This window comes from Rhodococcus sp. WY5, from assembly GCF_018588185.1.
GTDB lineage: Bacteria > Actinomycetota > Actinomycetes > Mycobacteriales > Mycobacteriaceae > Rhodococcus_F > Rhodococcus_F qingshengii.
In genome coordinates this window covers 833,680-852,225 of the sequence record NZ_JAAMPR010000001.1, presented here as the reverse complement: position 1 = coordinate 852,225, position 18,546 = coordinate 833,680, and the positions used below count along the sequence as shown (strand labels likewise).

The following is an 18,546-nucleotide window of genomic DNA, read 5'->3' as shown; positions in this document are numbered from 1 at the left end:
CTGTACTGACGGGTAATTGGGTGACTGCCTTCGACTAAGCGGGCGTCTGCACCTAGAGTGTCGAGCATGGCTTACGACGTTGCCCGCGTACGGGGGTTGATTCCCTCACTCGGTGACGGCTGGATCCACCTCGATCCGCAGGCCGGAATGCAGATCCCGGACGCCGTCTCGCGGACGGTCTCCACCGCGTTCCGTGCCTCTGCATCTTCTTCCTCCGGTCGCCACGTCTCGAACCGTCGTAGTGCTGCCATTCTCGAGAGTGCGCGCACCGCGGTCGCCGATCTGGTCGGCGGAGATCCTGCGGGAGTCGTTCTCGGATCAGACCGAGCGGTGTTGTTGGCTTGGCTCGCCGAGTCGCTCAGTTCGCGGTTGGGCCTCGGAACCGGTCTCGTACTCTCGCGCCTCGACGAAGAGGCGAACGTCGCGCCCTGGCTTCGTGTGGCCAGTCGCTACGGCGCTCAGGTGCGATGGGCAGAGGTCGAAATCGAAACGTGTGAGCTCCCGAGTTGGCAGTTCAACGATCTCATCACCTCGACCACTCGATTGGTGGCCTTGACGGCCGCATCACCGGTCGTCGGTTCGGCTCCGAACGTCCGCGCCGCAGCTGATCGTCTGCACGAATTCGGCGGACTGATGGTGGTCGACGCCGTCGGTGCAGCGCCATATGCGCATGTGGACATGGCTGATCTCGGGGCGGACATCGTTGCCGTCAGCGCGCCGTCGTGGGGCGGTCCGCAGGTGGGCGCACTCGTCTTCCGCGATCCCGGACTGCTCGACCGAATTCCGGCCGTGTCGCTCAACCCGTACGCGCGTGGCGCCGAGCGACTCGAGGTGGGCGGTCATCAGTTCGCGCTGCTGTCCGGTCTCACGTCGTCGATCGATTTCCTGGCGGGCTTGGACGAATCGGCAACGGGAACCAGGCGTGAGCGCCTCGAAACCTCGATCAGCTCGCTGCAGGACTACCAGGACGGTCTGTTCGATCACCTCATGCGTTCTCTCGCAGCCCTACCCAACGTGATGGTGATCGGCGGCGCACCCACGCGGGTGCCGACGCTCAGCTTCACGCTCGAGGGCATGGCGGCAGACAAGGTCGCCGCGCATCTGGCCGACAAGCGCATCGCGACGGTCAGCGGTACGCACGGCGGTTCCAGGCTGCTCGACGCCCTCGGTGTCAACGACGAAGGCGGCGCGGTCACCGTCGGCCTTGCGCCGTACACGACGCGGTACGAGATCAATCAGCTGGTCGCCGAACTCGGCGCCCTGGGCTGATCGATCCCGCTCGGCTCACTTCACGGTGAGGATGACCTTGCCTACGGTTTCCGGCGAATCCAGCAACTGATGGGCTAATGGCGCCTCGGTGATCGGAAGTTCGGTCGACACGATCGGTTGAACCGATCCGTCTGCGATCAACGGCCACAACTTCGCGCGGACGTCGGCGACGATGTCCGCTTTACCGCCGGGGCCGGTGAGCGGACGCCCACGCAGGCCCGTCGACGTGATGTTTCCGCGCTTTCCCATCAGCTTGGCGATGTCGACTTCGCCCTTGCGGCCACCCTGCATTCCGATGATCACGACGTGGCCGTCCATGGCGAGTGCGTCGACGTTGCGCCCGAGGTACGACGCTCCCATGTTGTCCAGAACCACGTCGGCGCCGTGGTTGTCGGTGGCTTCGGCGAGTGATGCTACGAAGTCGCTGTCGCGATAGTTGATGAGAATATCCGCGCCCAATTCGCGGCAGCGGTTCAATTTGTCCTCCGAACCCGCGGTAACTGCGACGCGGGCGCCGAGGGCTTTGCCGACCTGGATGGCGTGGGTGCCGATTCCGCCGCCACCGCCATGGACGAGGAGGACCTGTCCGCGTCGTAGACCTCCGCGCATTACGACGTTGGACCACACCGTGCACGCAACTTCCGGCAGGGACGCTGCGACACGGAGATCGACGCCAGCGGGAACGGGGAGAAGTTGTGTTGCCGGGACCGCAACCTTCTCGGCGTAGCCACCGCCGGCCAGCAGTGCGCAGACTTCGTCGCCGACGGACCAGCCGGTGACGTCTTCGCCGAGTTCGGTGATCACACCCGAGCATTCGAGGCCGAGAATGTCACTCGCGCCGGGCGGCGGCGGGTAGAAGCCTTGACGTTGGAGCAGGTCGGCGCGGTTGACTGCGGTCGCGGCGACCTCGACGAGTACGTGCCCGCGAGGTAGTTCAGGATCGGGCTGCTGCGCCCATTTCATGACCTCGGGACCGCCGGGCTGATCGATCGTTATGGCGTACATGGATACGACGCTAGCGAATCTCCCCGCTGACGGGTGTTTTGCCGCTACCGTCGCGGACGTGACTTACTTCGGGAACATGCAGAACGAGATTTATCTGACGGGACTGAGCGGCGCGAAGCCGGCTTTGCCGATGACTGCGGCAGGCTTGGAAGATGCCGCGCGCGAGCAACTCTCACCGGAGGCCTTCGGGTACATCGCCGGTAGCGCGTCGACCGAACGAACCGCGGTGTCGAATCTGCGGGCGTTCGACAAGCATGCGATCGTGCCGCGGATGTTGCGGGGGACTGCGGCGCCCGACGCGCGTGATCTGAGCGTCGAGGTGTTGGGGACGCGGTTGGCTGCACCGATCCTGACGGCTCCGGTGGGCGTGCTCGGCTTGGTCCACGACGACGCCGAGGTTGCGGTCGGTTCGGTCACTGCCGAGTTGGGGATCGGATCGATTCTCTCGACGGCGGCATCCTCGACCATCGAAGACGTAGCGGCGGCCTCCGGCGAGAACTGGTGGTACCAGCTGTACTGGCCGGCCGACGACGAACTTGCGGAGTCGTTTGTCCGCCGAGCGGAGACGGCGGGCGCGAAGGCTATCGTCCTGACTGCCGACACTCCCGGTATGGGTTGGCGTCCAAGGGATCTCGAGCTCGGCCACCTTCCGTTCCTGCAGGCGAAGGGTATTGCCAACTATCTGTCGGATCCGGTGTTCCGCGCCAAACTGGCGACGCCGCCCGAGGAGAGCGCAGAAGCGCTGCAGATCGCGGTTCTCACGTGGGTGTCGTTGTTCGGTAACCATGCGGTGCGGATCGCGGATATCGCGAAACTTCGCCAGTGGACGACACTTCCGATCGCAGTGAAGGGAATTGTCCATCCCGACGACGCACGTGAGGCCGTCGCGGCCGGCGCCAACGGCATTGTGGTGAGCAACCATGGTGGGCGTCAGGTCGACGGGTCGATTTCGGCACTCGACGCTCTCGGTCCCGTCGCTGATGCGGTGGGGCATGAGGTGGACATCCTGATGGACTCCGGAATTCGTTGTGGCGCAGACGTAATCAAGGCTCTGGCCTTGGGTGCCGACGCAGTGCTGTACGGGCGGCCGTGGGTGTACGGGTTGGGATTGGCCGGAGCGGACGGAGTGCGTCATGCGCTCCTGAGTCTCTTGGCCGACCTGGATCTCACCATGGGACTGGCGGGGCTGGCATCGGTCGCCGAAGTCGACCGTTCGATCCTGATGTCCAATTCGTGACTTTAGGGTGAGTCTTACTGTGACGGGCGGACACAGGTCTAAACTTGGAACCTGTGACAGCTGAAGCGACAACCGAGGAGACATCGCAGGCGGCGCACGGTGAGACACCGTGGCTGACGCCATGCGAGATGCGTGCATGGCGCGGCTACATGGACGGTAATCAGCGCCTCATGGAGGTTCTCAACCGCGAACTGCAGGATTCACACGACCTGTCGTTGGCCGATTACCGCATTTTGGTCATGCTCTCGGAGTCAGCTGACGGGTCGTTGCGGATGAGTGACCTGGCAGACGGCGTGCTGTCTTCGCGGAGCCGCCTGACGCACCAGATCAGGCGGATGGAATCTCAGGGCATCGTCGTGCGCGACACCTGCGTCGAAGACGGGCGCGGCGTGCTCGCGCGGATCACGGAAGAGGGTAGGCGTCGCCTCGCCGAGGCGGCACCTACTCACGTGGCCGGCGTGCGGAACAATCTGGTCGATCTGCTGACTCCCCAGGAACTGGACGTGCTGGCAGACGTCTTCGAGAAGGTCGACAAAGCCATCGGCGAGCGCTGACTCCGGAGCCGTTTTCGCGGTCCGTGGGAACACCCGATAGGATCGCCCACGGAAGCGTGGCAGAGCGGCCGAATGCACTCGCCTTGAAAGCGAGCGTGGCGTTAAACCCACCGGGGGTTCAAATCCCTCCGCTTCCGCCAAATGTTCGTTGTTCAAACCCAGCCCGCGCGAAAGCGTGGGCTGGGTTTTTTCGTGCCCTACGAAGCGCAGGAGCGTCGAGGAGTCGGATGTGTAGCAATCTTTGCCGCCCTGGGGTCGCCGGGTGAAGCAATGGCTTCGCCACTTCGGTGCTACGTCCGATGTTGCGGCAATCTGCCGGTTCTCGTTGTGCTGTGGTGAACGATCAGCCATTGCGGCGCTCGGCGACGAGAGTTCCAGGTGATCGCATCGTGCGGCTGGTGGTCAATTCGATTCCCTCCTTGGCTAGATGGGCTCGTGGTTTACGCGGCCTCCTTGCGCTTGGTGTCCGGATGAGCTGCGCGCCACCAATTAACTGTTGACCGTTCAATAAGTTTGCGTGGCCATATCGCCAGAGACCACGTTGCATTCAATCTGCTGAAATGCTCCGGATCGTGCCTTGTTTGCACGTTTGCTCGACTGTCACCAATGGGCGGATGGTCCAAGTTTGGTGACCAGTCCGGGCCCCAAACCCACTGTCAGTCCACGTCAACAAGCTGCGAACCAGCTTGCCGAAGCGCACGGGGACGTGCCTGCCGGTTTCACCGGCAATGTGCCGATCCCGCCAGATCCGAACGAGCCCGACGACCGATCTTTCCCGCAAAAAGTATGGGACACCGCGTGGGGTGTCGGGGAAAGTGCCGTCGACACAACAGTCGATAGCGTCGGAACGCTCGGAGACGCGTGACGAAACTTCCTCGTAGTCCCCCGTGCACGATGCCGCCGTCGATCCGTTCGGCTTCAATCGCGGCCAACGAGCACAGCCTTCACCCGAGCATTCTCCGGCTGAGATCGCTGCCGCAGCAGCAAATATCGTCTCCCTCATTCCGATCGTAGGCACAGGAGGCAGAGTCGGCGGAGCTGCCGTGCAAGAAGCGGTGGAGGCTGTTCTGCGGCGCGGCGGAACCGCCGCAGACGCCGAAGCCGCAGGTCGCAGGGCAGCCGCCACCGCCGGTGAGGCCGGGAATAGAGCCCCTAGCGATCCGACTATTCCCGTCGGAGACAGACCGGCCTCGACGCCTGTGGGTGGGCGCGGAGATCGCGAAATAAATGTAAAGCCCGGAACCAATCGTCCTGGAATAGTCAACGGTCGTGAATATACGGGGCATGCGTTCGACCGAATGCAAGAGCGCGGCATACTTCCATCCCTGGTTGAACAGGCCATTCGTGAAGGGTTGGCGACCCCGAGCAGAGGAAACACGACCGTGATCTATGATTCGATAAACAACCTATCAGTTATCATCAATGAAACGGGCAGAGTTGTGACCACCTCATTTGGCAATTTATCGGGAAAGTGAAAAACATGACGGATCAATCAATTTACCTCCTGGAAGCTGAGCAGGTTAATCGTGATTATTGTGACGGAAAAATATCCTTGCATGCGCTAGTTGAAATATTCGAGAGGTACGTCAGAGAACGCGAATCGGAGCGTGCATCAGATTCCGAAACCCTGAGGGGGGCCTGGGGTCAAATTGAAATAATGAATGCAATTAACCAGGATGATCCTTCGAATTCGAGCAAAAATGAGTCGGAGGTGCGAGAAGTTATTCAAGAATTCTTGGACTTGCTTCCGTAGTCTCTTTTCTCGGTCCAGGGGCGACTAATCAAGGCAGGCTTTGACTCACTTGCGCGACCAGTGTCATGTCAAGTGACACTGGCCAGCAGTTGCTTATTGTGATGCGGGAGCAGATTAGGATTCGCAGGCTGACGGTTCAGACGTCTTCGCCTTCGAGGGCGGCCATCCATTTGCCCTGATCACCGATCACGACTACCTCGCCTACCGCATCCCAGTGAACACGACCACATTCTGATGATTCCAGGTAAAACCGACTACCTGTACAGCAGCGCAGGCGTCCGTATGCCTGCCTGGCGTGTCACCTTGTCTTCGGAACAGAAGAAGTTACTTTCAGTATTCGAAAGCGCTCGTGACGTCGTCTCAGACGAACTGGACGTAATGGAGCAGAGCGACCGGCACGGCAACGCCGCCTAAGTCTGCAGCTCATCCCACTTTTCGAGCATCCGTCTCGTCTGGACAGTTAAGTTTGAATGCCATCCACTTGCCTCCGTCAAAATGATTTTCATTTTCAATAACAGAGGTGCGCCGAGTCCACCTCATTCGTTCGCCTCAGGGGTCGGTTGTGGATGCGTTATTACGCAGCGGTACAGGGAATTCCCGCACGCATCGGTGCCCGTTTGCAGTCCTCACAAAAGTCGTCCGGGATAACGTCGCCTGTTCAACACTCGGCGACGAACGTGGCCACGGGAAACGAAAAATACTCCGCCCCGCCACAGGAAGAGCGAAGCATCAATTCGACGGCGGAGGGTATTACCAGTTCTGAATGAAGAAGAACTGCTGTGAACCCCTCGCCGGGTTGAGTACGCCGAGAGAAATTTCTCCACCACGGGAGGCTGCTTCGTTGGCGAACTGGTCGAGACGTCCCCAGACGACGTTGGGGCCGCTCTCGAAGCGCGATCCTGGTGCGAGGCGCACGCCGATCTGGGTGGAGTTAGTGATGCTTTCGATCGCAGCGCCGGCATTGAGCTGGCCGAACAATGCCGTCTCACCCTGGTTCAGCTGCACGCCGATGCGCCCGTTGTCGGCGATCGGAGTAACAGCTGATGCTGCGCCCGCGCCGCTGAGTGCGATGGCTGCGATACCGGCAGGTATCAATGCGGCCGCGGTAATCATCGTGCGTAGGTGCGTCATTCGGCTTCTCCCTCGTCGGTGGCCCACTCGAGTTGCGCCTCCACAGGCCACTTTGTCTGATTCTTCCGGTAACAGTCAACGACATGTCGCAAACAATGAGCAATCCACTGGGTCGATTTGAGATGCAGCTCACTACTGGAAATCCGTTGAAGAATAAACTGTTTCAGTGAAACTGCTGGTCGAGATCGTGAATGCCAGAGAAGCGCGCGGGCTGTCGTTACGTTTCCGTTACTGCTCGGTCTGGCTGCGACAAGGACACGCACTCGGTCACCCAGAAACGCTGCGGCACAGGAATTGTCAGAGCAAGAACCCGCGCAGAGGGTCCTCCGCAGTTGAGCGCCACTGTCAAGCGGTCTTTCATTCTTCGAGGGCGCGCTGCTTCGGCAGTGGGCTCTCGACTGTCAGAACCGCACGGTGAATACCACGTGGCGACGCTCTCGGGCCGCGCGCTGGAAAAAGTTCGCCACTTCCTGAAGCCAGCCCCAGGCGTACCCGCGCTCGTCGGAGCCGTACTCCGGGTTGCGGTCGTCGAGCGGCATCGCGTCGTAGCGCACGCCGAACTCGGATTCGGTGATTTCCGCCAGGTACGAGGAGACTTCGGCGACCCGATCGGGTGCCAGGTAGGTGACGAGTTGGTCGTCGGTGTCGGTGTTGAGGTCTTCGTCCCCCAAGATCACGCCGTAGGCCGGCCAGTTCTCGGACACGCGCTCGTACCCCGTGCTGGAGAGGGCGCACAGGATCGGATCCCACGCCTTGTCCGTGTCGCACGAGAATTCGGATCGGCCCGTCTCCTCGATGTCCTCGACCACAGCGCCGAGTTTGTCGTCGTCGCCGCGCGCGTCCAGAAGTTCCGCTGCCACGCTGTCTGACAGCGCGAAATGCACCCCAAGTTCCATGGCGTGATGCTAACGGCCGACCTGCCGCCGTCCCGCCGTCACTACAAGACGAATCGACTTAGGTAACGATCCTGCTCTGCCTCCGACCGAAGTTACCCATGGTGGGCCGGCTGTCGTACATACTTCATCGGTGATTCCGACAAAACGGACCGGCCTTTCGGTTGTATCGCTGGTGATCCTCGTCGTCGCGGGGTTGCTGGTCGCAGCCCCTGCCAGCAGCGCCGCGCCGCCGCCTGACTGGAAATACACAATGGTGGCGTTCAGCAATGCCAGCGACCGTGACATGGATGTCTACGAGTCGGCTGACGGCACCGGCTTTCAACTCGTCCAGCAGTCGGCGTACAGGCCGCCATCTGGGCTCGTGCGTGATCCGAGCATCTTCCGGAACACGGACGGGTTGTACTACCTCACCTACACGACGGGTGGTGGGGCGAACATCGGGTTTGCACGCAGCAGCGACCGCATCAACTGGACGCCGCTGGGGAACTATCCGGTTCCGTTTTGCTGCGCCTTGATGCCTGGTACGGGAGATGGCACCGGTTCTGCGAGCCCCCCGGGCTTCTCGGGTTCGGCTGGTTTCAGCGACGGACCGTCGCTGTCACCATTCGTCACCAAGGCCTGGGCGCCTGAATGGTTTGTGGACGGCGATCGCGTCAACGTCATCCTGTCGATGTCGACCGGTGGAGGATTTGTGCCGTATCTGATGACGGCGTTGGAACCGTCGCTCCGGTTGTGGAGCCCGCCTGTTCCGCTCGCCGGGATCGGTGCGGACCACATCGACACCACCGTGGTCAAAGTTGGATCGACCTATCATGCGTTCACCAAGAACGAGACGAAGAAGGTCGTCGAGCATGCGGTCGCTCCTTCGGTGACGGGACCTTATTCGTTTGTCCCGCCAGGGAATTGGGGTTCGCTTGTCGAAGGTCCGGCTGTGGTTCAGTTGCCGAGCGGCGACTGGCGGATCTATCTTGACGCCTATACCGAAGGTAAGTATCTCTACTCCGACAGCACGGACGGGCTGAACACCTGGTCTCCTGTGCAAGAGGTTCCTGGGGTGTCCGGGACTGCACGGCATCTCGGCATCATGAGAGAACCGGCATAACTTTCGACCCCGAGTTGGTAAGGCTCTGATCAAGGACTCCGGTCTTGGTCAGAGCCTTTTCTCGTACTTGCGTACTACTTGTGTGCGTCGCCTGCGCTAATCAGTGATTGACAAGCTAACGATGCGATGCCAGTGGGTCCGACGAGTTCGCGCCGACCACGAAGTGAGTATCTCCGCGTGAGCTGTGCAGAGTTGCGCTCCCAGGCCCCGCTCGGGCGCCGTACTTCACGATTGATTGCCAAGTAATGCCTGTTGGTTTCATATTCAAGTACGCGCACTGGCTTGATGCCCGCACTTTAGGTCTCCAACTGCTCTGAGGCCCGTGAAATGCGGATTCAATTCGATTTGCCGCACTGTTTCTGAGGGATCTTCTCGTCCGTAAACGGTGACCTTGCTCATAGTAGGACCTAGGTCCTTTTCGCTGCTGATAAGCCTGTCGATATATATCTGTTACCGAAAGTTCACCCTAAATCCAAGATGGGGGAGATGGCGCGCTGGCGGGCAAACAGGACGATTGGTACCGTCCGGTAACTAATTCAGTTAGTTGTCGGCTACCGCTCTGGTTGCTGTGTCACGTGGAGGAGCAGTTCATGTCGATCGAATCGCAAAACGGCGTATCCCACCGTCGATCGAGGGCCGCGGTAGGGCTCGCGGCGTGTGCGGTTGCCGCGCTGTCGTCGGGTGTGGTCTTCGCAGGGAGCGCATCGGCAACGCCGACGGCGTTGGCGGACAAATTCGCGAGTACGGTCACCGATGACGGCTGGTCGTTGGATCTTGCCGCCACGAAACTGTCGGCGAATCCGGTGCCGAATCTGGCGACGACGGCGTTCACTCGTGAGGGGTTCGTGTCGGCGAAGGTGACCGGCACGATCGGTGGTGCGGGCGATTCGGCGGTGAAGACCGGTTATGTCGAGCAGGGATTGCAGATCGGCTGCCAGATCGATGTTTCCTCCGGACTTGGCTTGGGGCTTGGCTTTTCGCTCGGCCCGTCTGTCGGTGTGAGTATTTCGGGTGTCCCGTCGGCGAACGTGGGTGTGAATGCGTCGGTGAATCCGAGTATTCAGTCGACGATTGCGCCGGGCACGATCACGACGATTCCGTTGGGGAAGAAGGATCTCGAGTCGTCGAAGGCGTCGATCACGGCAGAGAACGTGCACGTGAAGGTTGATGCGTGCATGGGGCCGGTGACGATCCGCTCGTACGCACAACTCTCGGTGTCGACGGCGACGTCCGACAACACGTTGTTCGTGTACTCCGATCCCACCTGGCTCTAACCCACGCAGCCGTCGTCAGCGCTGCTGGCGACTATTCCCGATCCGCCCCGTCCAGGGGTGGTTACTCATCACGCCCACAAAGGAGAAATCATGAAGATTCGTACCTTGGCCACTGCCGGAACTCTCACCGCAGGTATCGCCCTGATCGGTGTTCTCGGCGCCGGCGTGGCATCTGCCGCAACTCCGATCGTCGAACCGGAACATGGCCGGATCGGTCTGTCGCTCTCGAATGCGGAAACCGCGGCATTGGCGGCGAGCCCGATTCCTGATGCGATTGCGAACATCGTTCCAGGTTCGCTGAGGGGGGTCTGGTTGGCGCCTGGTTCCGCGATAACTGTTACCGATGGCAAGGTCGACGCCCTCGAAGGAGCTGTGCTCGGTGAAGCAGCCGCGCGTGGTGGGCATGCCAATGTCTTTGTCTCCGACCCGAATCACCCCGCCAGTGAGGGGCACATAGTGCTGACGGAGCAGTACTGGAACTGATACCAGGCCGAACGTCGGCGACCCGTTGTCCCCGCTCTCCCTTCCTATTTGGAGTTCCAGCCATGACCGTCAACAACGCCGAACGCCGCAGTGTCCAGTCGGAATCCACTGCCGTCGATAGTAAAGACGTTGCAGACGTTGATGACTGGGATCCGGACAGCGAACTCAGTCCACTTTCCAAGGCTGTGATCGCCACCGCAGTCGGACTGGGGTTGCTGATCGCGGCATTCGCGGTGATCGGGAAGCTCGCCGGCTGGGCGAACGACTACGGGACGATCCTGGTTTACCTGGCATTCTTCTTGTGGATGTCGATCTCCGGACGGTTGTTCTGGTGGGGCGCAGACAAACTCATCGCGCTACTCCGAACGAAGAAGAGTGACAATCGTGGTGCGCACCGGTGAAGTCCGGTAGACGACTTCGCCGGACTCTCGCGGGAGTGCTTGCCGCCGGGGCGCTGTTGACCGGAGCGGCCGGAGTGATCGGTGCGGGAATCGCACTCTCCGCCGCTCCGGCGAACGCGACGCCGGAAGAAGACTGCGCGGCGGTGCGGGCACGTGATCATCAGATCTACCTGAATCTCATTGCGTCGCTGCCACCTGGTGCACCCATCCCGCCAGAGATCATCAACCCGTGCCTGAGTGCGCCGTCCACGACGGCGACAGTTGCGCCGACGACCACGGTCGGGCTCCCCGGTGCGCAGGCTCCAGGCGGTGGCCCGAATGTCGGCGCGAATGCTCCGACGAACTTTCCCACCTACAACGGCACCCCCATCGTCCCTGTGCCGACGATCGAGGTTCCGCCCATTACTTCCGAGTCCCCGGCCTCGGAAACTGGTGTCGGTGCATTCCCCAATGCATCGGCATCAGCGGTTCCCTCACCCACACCCACCCCGGGTGAGGGAACCACCACCGATCGTGGTCCCGGACCGATCCCCGCGGATTCGGATTCGAATATCGCACCGGCCCAAACGGTTCCGGGCCCGGCAGCAGATGTTTCCACCGCCGGGGAGGACTCGGGCCGTGACCGGTATCTCGAACTGGTCCTCGTCGGGGCCGCGGCGTTCACCGCTGCGGGTATGAGAGTGAGGGGGCGGCCGGGACCGTTCAGTGCGCGTGTGAGCGCGCGTCCGTGGGAGTCGGTTCTCTCCCAGGTAGTCGGTACGGTCGCGAAACCGTTCATGCCGTATTTCGTCGGCGGTCAGGACGTCGTGGTCATCCCCGACCCAGGTGGCGGACAACGCACCATCTTCCTCATTCACGACGAAACCTCCTCGCATGAAGCTGAAATGGTGGTCGACCTACCACCCGGCGGACACATGAGCATCAACGACGACGGGTCCGTCGGTGTCTACGACGCGAACGGAGACTTGCAGGGCACCGTTGCCGCTGCGTGGGCGTACGACGTCAACGGCGATCCGGTTCCCACCTACTACGAGATCCGTGACGGCAAGCTCTACCAAGTCGTTATCCCGACCCCGGGCGTCATCTACCCGGTCACTGCTGACGGCCCCTACGGCGGCAGCGACCCGGTCACCGGACGAGACGTCACCGCTACACCCCTTCAAGGCGGCGGTGAGGTCGTCAACCAGTCCGGCGGACCGGTCATGGTCAACGTCCCGACAGACTCCCCCTACAACGACGTCGGCGGGATCGACCCACTGGGCAATCTCGACATGGATCCGCCGACGCAGCCGGCACCGACAACGCCTCTGCCGTTCGATATCGGATCGCCGACCGACTCGGGCACCGATACGAGCGAGCCTCCGTGGAACCCACTCGACAACCTCGACATGGACGCCCCGACGCAGCCGGCACCGACAACACCACTGCCGTTCGATATCGGATCGCCGACCGACTCGGGCACCGATACACCCGGGGGTACAGCGAGCGAGCCTCCGTGGAACCCACTCGACAACCTCGACATGGAAACGCAGACGCAGCCAGATCCTCCAATGGAATTACCATTCGGGATCTTTGACTCTGATCCCAACAACGGTTTGATCGGCCCCGCGCAGAGGGCCGCGAACCAACGGGCGCTCGCCCATGGCGACGTACCTGCTGACTTCACTGGCAACGTCCCTCTGACCGCACAGCAACAACTTGACGACCTGCAATGGCAGGTGGATCAGATGCGAGACCGCGGCTATACAGATTCCGAGATCGCAACTGTCTTGAGTAAAGGCAGCACCGCGCTCGGTGGCCCCGCCTCGGGCTTGCAATCTGCGGGCGCCCTTGCGAACACCGGTGTGCATCATGCTGGTTCGCTCCCGAGCGCTGCGCAGGCCGCTCGGTCGGCGGCAGTGGGTACTGTTTTAAGCAGATTATCGGTGGCAGTTGAGGTTGCCTCGGGTGTCATCAAGTGGCGCGAAGGCGCGCCACGTGGCGAAACTGTGGGAAATTCCGGTGGCGCAATCGCATTGGGATGGGCAGGCGGCAAAGGTGGCGCCGCACTCGGCGGGTTTCTCGGCGGCCCGATAGGTGCCGCAGTCGGGGGCGGAATCGGTGCAATCGGAGGATCGCTACTCGGGGCATACTTGGGTACCCGGGCAGGCCGATCATTTGATTGAAGCCTTAGACAATGATCGATCGCTCCAAGAGAAGGGACTGAGACCGTGCATTACCTGCTGATCGCTGCCATTGCATTCTGCCTAGCCTCGGGGGTGCTGTCGGCGCTTGATGCCGCAGCAGGCAATCCGATGCGGGGCGCGATAACCTTGGCCGTTTCGTTGACGGCTGCGAGTGGGATGGTGTTCCTCGTGACTGACAATTCGACCACCCGGATCGGCGCTGTCGCGGGCACTGCGGCGGTCCTCGTTTTGCGTTTTCTCCCGAAGAGTTCCATATACCGACGACACACCGTTCCTCAAGCGGAACCGGCACCATGACCACCTTTTATGCGATTTGTGCGATTGCTGCAGGGGCTGTGGCGTTGATCGTATCTACGCCCTACGTGATGTACCGCAGTCATGCGAGAACGATTTACTGGAGTTCGTCGATCCTTACCATCGTTTTCGCTTGGCTCACCGCTCCACAGCGGTCGATTCTCGGACCTGTCCTCTTGTGCGGTTTCGCTGCTGTGTTCGTGGCGTGGTGGTGGACCCCCTTCCTCACGCGAAGGCATCCCACCGGATTCAACGATGTTTTCGGTGCTTGGCTGACACGGGCGCTCTACCGCGAGCAGAAGGATGCACCTCCGGTAAACAGGTACGACAAATTGCACTACAAAGACACTGACCGCCAAGCACGAGATACCGATTCTGACGGAAATCAGGTCAACACCTGAGCCGGCGCGTAGAGCGCTTTGTCCTTGATACCACCCTCGCGCGTACCCGAACAGCTTGTAGTGAGATGCCGTGGGAAACAGTACTTTCCACATGGCGGCGTACACCTGCCCGGTTTGCGCAAGCTGTACAGTAACCAGGATGATCGATGGCTCGAAGCTGCTCTTCGCGCAGCCCAATTCAGTAGCTGTCAGCGCCATCGCGAGCGGTAGTCCTCTTCCCCTAGTCCCTGCAGCTCATCCCATTTTTCGAGCATCCGCCTCGTCTGGATAGTTAATGATATCTAATATATTGAATGGAGTTCAGTAGTGGATCTGGTCAAGATTTCGCGGTGTGTCGACTCGCCCGTGCTTGCGGAGATTGACGACTTGACACCACTTGAACGTATGGCGCTTCCGAATTATTGGTTGGATGCACTAAATGGTGACGTTGCAGCTCGAATTTCTGGGATATTGGACCAATGGGACGTATTTGGGCGACCGATATTGGGCGACACTTACAGAAACATTAAAGATAGTCTATCTGATGTGCGGTTGCTCAGGTCTGAAAATAGGTTCTTTCTTCTATATAAAATTAAAATGGCAGACGGGACCGATCTCTACTATTTGGGTACGCCACCGGTAGTGGATGGTGATGAACTTTCAGGGTATTGGAGTAAATTCCCCTCCAGTCTAAAGAATTTCTATTCAAATTTGCACAACGGTTGGTACTATATTGCCGGTAAGACTGTCGGGCCACTGCCTCTTGAAGATATGTTTCGAATTGACAGCTTTGAATGGTCTATTCTGGACGGGCTGTCCCCTGAAGAGTACCCAGATCCGGCTCGTTGCATCGCGACATTCAGATCGGGCGGCGGCGGTTATCTTTGCTTGTACTTTGGTGAGGAATCGACAAGGGGTGTTGTGTGGTCATTGACGGAACCCCCTGAACTGGTCGATTACTCCACTTACCTTGATATCTGGACCAACGTCGGACTCGGTGCCTAGAGCCTGCGCCTTGGATAGCCAGACTGGAGACAGTCTAAGCAATTTGTGTGCGGTCTTGCCCCACGTGGCACGTGCCTCGGATCCAGTCTCCAAAGAGCAGATGATCAATTTGTCTGACCAAAAGGGATCTCGAGGTCATGATCGGTTTCGGGGGTACCTCACGCATCGACTCGTTTTCCTGCACCATTGCCGACGAATCGCTGATTGCGCTGGCGTTAAGGGTCGTACGGGGGCAGGCCGATATCTGGGCCTCTCGTGTCACCGTGCTCTACCACCGGACCGAATCATGGCCTCAGCGCAACGTACCCGGCGACGCGATCGTGGGCAGTTCGGGCTCGGTGGAGCATCGGCGACTACCGGCACCTTCAGAATCGGTCGAAAGGTGAGGTGGAGGTGGGATGGGAAACATACTTCCATTCAGGAGTTACGTTCGATCGCAGCAAACTCCCCCAATCTGCGGTGGTGGAGGAACTGCCCATTGGCACGTTGGTTCGGTTGGGGGACAAGCCAATGGAGGTCGCTGCCGCCGACATCGTGGCGGTGCGGGCGGCGATGGGTTACCCGGTGTAGCGCCAGAGCCTGTTCCAATTGGTCGATCGTCTTCGAACAGGAGTGACGTTGTCTGCCTTATCTTTACGTCGTGATCCGACCTCCGGGTTGACCTTGAAAGTCATGGCGCGAAAGGGACCGCCGGAAGCCGAATCGGTCACCGCGGCGCTGGCAGCGCGGTCACTGCAGTTCCTTCGAGAGCTTGACCCAGTCTTTGACGTCGACATGTACCGCGCCGTGAGGAATGACCTTCCCGACGGCGTTACGGTCGAGCAGGCTCTGGCATCGAATGGTGGACGGATCCTCACGCTTCAGGCAGAGGACTCCCTCGAGGCCGCAATGATCGAGAGCAGAAAGTCTCCTGATGCCGCAGGCGGGATTTACCCACTCTCATTCGGGCATCAACTCAGGTTGTTCACCGACAACGGAAACATCGAAATTCTCATCGGATTCGGGGGTACGGCAGGAGCAGGTTCCTTACTTTGCACCTTCATCTGGCCGTACCCAGGGGGCTTCGCCGATGAATCTCTGATCTCACTGTCATTGAAACTCGTCCAGGGCATGGCCGATATCTGGGACGCTCCCACGGCCGTGCTCTACCGGGATGCGGAGCTCACACCTCAGTACAACGTGCCCGGCGACGCAACGGTGGGCACGTTGCACCTACTTCGGCCCTGAGATGCCGATCAACGAAACGCAGATCCCACCCACTGTCGAAGCTTTTCCGTACAAGAAAGGAACGATCGTCATCCAGCGTGATCCACGCGCCCCGTTGGTTGCCGACGGAAGCCGAAGCATCCGTGCAGCAGTCGGCCTGCTGACCGAACGACCGGAGGTTCGCCTACCGAAAGGCTCGCGCCGGCTGTGACACCAGAAGTTACGGCCAAGCTCACGTCCGCAGGTGATGGTGTTCTTAAGAACAAGCTGCTCAGATAATGGAGGATGCGTTCGACGAGGTCATCGGGATGGAGAACATCAACATCATCGTATTTGGAGGGGAGTGAAGGTGCCTACGTCATCACTGCGCCGCAATCCTACGGCGGGCTTGACAGTGAAGGTCATTCCACGAAAGGGTTCGCCTGAAAGCGAGGCCGTCACGGCCGCGCTCGTTGCACGTTCGCTACGATTGCTTCGCGACATCGATCCTGTCTTCGACGTCGACTTGTACCAAACAGTAGGCGATGCACTCCCCGACGGCGCCGGAGTCGAGCAGGCCTTGGCGTCGAATCTCCGTCAGATCCTTGTACCTCCGACGGAAAAATCGATCGAAGCCGCATTGATCGAGCGCAGACGATCCCCCGATGCCACCGGCGGTATGTATCCCCTCTCATTGGGACGACATATGACCCTGTATTCACCCGCTGGAGACGTCAAAGTCGTTGTCAGTTTCGGGGGCACCTCAGGGTCCGGCGCATTCGCATGTGCCTTTGCCGACGAATCACTGATTTCGCTGGCATTGAAGCTCGTACAGGGACTAGCCGACATCTGGGACTCGCGTGTCACCGTGCTCTACCGCCGAACCGAATCATCGCCTCAGTTCAACGTACCGGGTGACGCGATCGTGGGCAGTTGCACCTACTTCGGTCCTGAGTTGCCGATCAAGGAAACGCAGCTCCCGCCCAGCGTGGAGGCGTTTCCCTACCAGGACGGCACAATCGTCATCCAGAAGAATCTGTCCACGCCGTTAACCGTCGAGGACATCCGAAGCATCCGCGCAGCAGCAGGACTGCCGACCGAACGACCGGAGATTCCTCTACCCAAAGGTTTCAGACGGCTGTGAGCCCTACGTTGGGCGCACTCGGGGCTGCCTGCAGGTAGGGATGGCGCGGACCGACCAGCCTGCCCGCAATTACCGCGCCGCGATCCCGATCCGGCTACGCACCAGCTGATCGACGCTCCGGGTGGAGTGCCACCGCGCGGCATACCCGCCATCGACGGCACAGTTCAACCTGCCGAGCATGATCAACCCTCTGTTCCGTCCGTGAATGAAACCTGCACGCCCGGATCCCGCGATTCCGGAACCCTCGCAACCCACTTTCCCGGCGTTCCCGATCGTGGCGAGTGGGAATCATTCTCGCCCGGTGGGATTGGCGATCCGGGGTCGAACCCGAGACCCGAGAACTCCACCCCGGAGGCTCCCTCGCCAGGTCGTGCCGAGGAACCGAGTGTGCCGACTCTGCCTGATGTCGGTCAGGTGCCGGTGAATCCGGATGCTCCCGGCGCTCCGCAGCAACCCGGACCACAACTGTTCAATGACAATGATTTGCCGAGAACGACTATGACGATCGCAGAGTGGCTGGAAAGGAAAGGTCGATGAATTCGGATCGTGGCGCGACAGTGATCGGGTATTGGGGCCCTCGGACGCAACCGGTAGAAGACATTGCAGCGGAGGTGTTCTCGTTTCTTCATAGTCTGAGGAACATTGATCCAGCACTTGGACAAGCTTGGGTGTTTTCGCCCGAGACTGCCTCCGAGTCGACCGATCTAAGCGTGGAAGGCCTAGCGAAAATCTTCCGGGCAGCGAAGGATGTCGAAGGGCAATCCGTTGCGGCCTTCGACCTCGGCTACATCGTGAGTTTGTTGCACCCGGACAGATATCAGTTCTTGAGAATCCAATTCTCTCTCGGCCGGAATGTTCCGAGGGTTCCGAATCTCGTCAACGTCACCCTCCCTCCGGAGAAACAAGCAATCGGGGAGGCGTCGCGGTTGCTAACCGCAGGCGTCGGGGACGCGATCATGAAAGCGATCATCGAGCATTGGTCGCCGGAGTCTGCGCGGTGGGGGACGCGGGAGTACCGCAATGCGCAGGGAAATGAGGTCAGCGAAATCGAAGTCGGGTGGGAGACATACATCCAGTCCGGGATCGATCTCGATCACAGCAAACTGCCCGTCGTCGCCGTACTGGAGGAACTCCCCAACGGAACGCTGATTCGGTTGGGCGAGAAACCGTTAGACGTCAACTTCGACGACATCCTGGCCGTGCGGGAAGCACTGGGTTACCCGGTCTAAGATGCCGCGTGACCGCCG

Annotated in this window: 20 protein-coding genes and 1 tRNA gene; 17 read left to right on the top strand and 4 right to left on the bottom strand. The window is 60.4% G+C overall.

The features are described from left to right. Positions 1 to 66 precede the first annotated feature (66 nt). Positions 67 to 1,269, top strand: coding sequence for a cysteine desulfurase-like protein (locus tag G4D79_RS03920; protein WP_007731767.1), 1,203 nt, complete (start codon positions 67 to 69; stop codon positions 1,267 to 1,269). A 15-nt stretch (positions 1,270 to 1,284) separates the two neighbouring features. Here the strand turns inward: G4D79_RS03920 and G4D79_RS03915 are convergent, their stop codons facing one another. Next, positions 1,285 to 2,274, bottom strand: coding sequence for an NAD(P)H-quinone oxidoreductase (locus G4D79_RS03915; protein WP_007731765.1), 990 nt, complete (start codon positions 2,272 to 2,274; stop codon positions 1,285 to 1,287). On the opposite strand from G4D79_RS03915, the gene G4D79_RS03910 reads away from it, so the two are divergent. The 3 genes from G4D79_RS03910 to G4D79_RS03900 all read left to right on the top strand — a co-directional run bounded on the left by G4D79_RS03910 (position 2,273) and on the right by G4D79_RS03900 (position 4,205). Beyond that, the gene (locus tag G4D79_RS03910; RefSeq protein WP_099696807.1) at positions 2,273 to 3,511 is read left to right on the top strand and encodes an alpha-hydroxy-acid oxidizing protein; all 1,239 of its coding nucleotides are present in this window, start codon (positions 2,273 to 2,275) and stop codon (positions 3,509 to 3,511) included. The two genes, G4D79_RS03915 and G4D79_RS03910, sit on opposite strands and share 2 nt — an antisense overlap. A 128-nt stretch (positions 3,512 to 3,639) precedes the next feature. Next, positions 3,640 to 4,065, top strand: coding sequence for a MarR family winged helix-turn-helix transcriptional regulator (locus G4D79_RS03905; protein WP_020968140.1), 426 nt, complete (start codon positions 3,640 to 3,642; stop codon positions 4,063 to 4,065). Between the two features lie 50 nt (positions 4,066 to 4,115). Then, positions 4,116 to 4,205: transfer RNA gene (locus G4D79_RS03900), tRNA-Ser, on the top strand. 2,363 nt (positions 4,206 to 6,568) lie between these two features. Here G4D79_RS03900 and G4D79_RS03895 read toward each other — a convergent pair. Together G4D79_RS03895 and G4D79_RS03890 are read right to left on the bottom strand one after the other, a co-directional pair. Further along, complete coding sequence (locus tag G4D79_RS03895) at positions 6,569 to 6,949, bottom strand: hypothetical protein (RefSeq protein ID WP_099696805.1); 381 nt, start codon at positions 6,947 to 6,949, stop codon at positions 6,569 to 6,571. Positions 6,950 to 7,350: 401 nt separating this feature from the next. Further along, the gene (locus G4D79_RS03890; RefSeq protein ID WP_099696804.1) at positions 7,351 to 7,845 is read right to left on the bottom strand and encodes a DUF1877 family protein; all 495 of its coding nucleotides are present in this window, start codon (positions 7,843 to 7,845) and stop codon (positions 7,351 to 7,353) included. A 250-nt stretch (positions 7,846 to 8,095) separates the two neighbouring features. Here G4D79_RS03890 and G4D79_RS03885 point away from each other — a divergent pair, with 250 nt between their 5' ends. The 5 genes from G4D79_RS03885 to G4D79_RS03865 all read left to right on the top strand — a co-directional run bounded on the left by G4D79_RS03885 (position 8,096) and on the right by G4D79_RS03865 (position 13,270). Continuing rightward, a complete protein-coding gene (locus G4D79_RS03885) occupies positions 8,096 to 8,947 on the top strand; it encodes a glycoside hydrolase family 43 protein (protein ID WP_223257880.1) in 852 nt (283 codons plus the stop codon). A 590-nt stretch (positions 8,948 to 9,537) separates the two neighbouring features. Continuing rightward, a complete protein-coding gene (locus G4D79_RS03880; protein WP_020968149.1) occupies positions 9,538 to 10,221 on the top strand; it encodes an MspA family porin in 684 nt (227 codons plus the stop codon). Positions 10,222 to 10,311: 90 nt separating this feature from the next. After that, positions 10,312 to 10,704, top strand: coding sequence for a hypothetical protein (locus G4D79_RS03875; protein WP_020968150.1), 393 nt, complete (start codon positions 10,312 to 10,314; stop codon positions 10,702 to 10,704). A 62-nt stretch (positions 10,705 to 10,766) separates the two neighbouring features. Next, positions 10,767 to 11,105 carry a hypothetical protein gene (locus tag G4D79_RS03870; RefSeq protein ID WP_029254242.1) on the top strand — a complete coding sequence of 113 codons (339 nt, stop codon included), beginning with the start codon at positions 10,767 to 10,769 and terminating at the stop codon, positions 11,103 to 11,105. Then, a complete protein-coding gene (locus G4D79_RS03865; RefSeq protein WP_180279541.1) occupies positions 11,102 to 13,270 on the top strand; it encodes a hypothetical protein in 2,169 nt (722 codons plus the stop codon). The genes G4D79_RS03870 and G4D79_RS03865 overlap by 4 nt, the downstream gene beginning before the upstream one ends. A 50-nt stretch (positions 13,271 to 13,320) precedes the next feature. Here the strand turns inward: G4D79_RS03865 and G4D79_RS03860 are convergent, their stop codons facing one another. Continuing rightward, entirely contained in the window at positions 13,321 to 13,503 is a 183-nt protein-coding gene (locus G4D79_RS03860; protein WP_154100278.1) for a hypothetical protein, read from the bottom strand. Between the two features lie 81 nt (positions 13,504 to 13,584). Between G4D79_RS03860 and G4D79_RS03855 the strand changes: the two genes are divergently transcribed. From G4D79_RS03855 to G4D79_RS03825, 8 genes are all read left to right on the top strand, one after another. Further along, positions 13,585 to 13,986, top strand: a complete 402-nt coding sequence (locus tag G4D79_RS03855; protein ID WP_007731740.1) for a hypothetical protein — start codon at positions 13,585 to 13,587, stop codon at positions 13,984 to 13,986. A 306-nt stretch (positions 13,987 to 14,292) separates the two neighbouring features. Further along, entirely contained in the window at positions 14,293 to 14,970 is a 678-nt protein-coding gene (locus G4D79_RS03850) for an SMI1/KNR4 family protein (protein WP_099696803.1), read from the top strand. A 137-nt stretch (positions 14,971 to 15,107) separates the two neighbouring features. Further along, the gene (locus tag G4D79_RS03845) at positions 15,108 to 15,356 is read left to right on the top strand and encodes a hypothetical protein (protein ID WP_214514647.1); all 249 of its coding nucleotides are present in this window, start codon (positions 15,108 to 15,110) and stop codon (positions 15,354 to 15,356) included. Between the two features lie 7 nt (positions 15,357 to 15,363). Then, positions 15,364 to 15,540, top strand: a complete 177-nt coding sequence (locus tag G4D79_RS03840; RefSeq protein WP_228401677.1) for a hypothetical protein — start codon at positions 15,364 to 15,366, stop codon at positions 15,538 to 15,540. 48 nt (positions 15,541 to 15,588) lie between these two features. Next, entirely contained in the window at positions 15,589 to 16,197 is a 609-nt protein-coding gene (locus G4D79_RS03835) for a hypothetical protein (protein ID WP_223304699.1), read from the top strand. A 1-nt stretch (position 16,198) separates the two neighbouring features. Further along, a complete protein-coding gene (locus G4D79_RS34445; protein ID WP_007731733.1) occupies positions 16,199 to 16,387 on the top strand; it encodes a hypothetical protein in 189 nt (62 codons plus the stop codon). 138 nt (positions 16,388 to 16,525) lie between these two features. Continuing rightward, on the top strand, positions 16,526 to 17,299 hold the full coding sequence (locus G4D79_RS03830; protein WP_223304698.1) for a hypothetical protein: 774 nt from the start codon (positions 16,526 to 16,528) through the stop codon (positions 17,297 to 17,299). A gap of 533 nt (positions 17,300 to 17,832) precedes the next feature. Continuing rightward, positions 17,833 to 18,528 (top strand): Imm52 family immunity protein, encoded by a 696-nt coding sequence (locus G4D79_RS03825; protein WP_325066535.1) that lies wholly within the window; start codon positions 17,833 to 17,835, stop codon positions 18,526 to 18,528. The last annotated feature ends 18 nt before the right edge of the window (positions 18,529 to 18,546 follow it).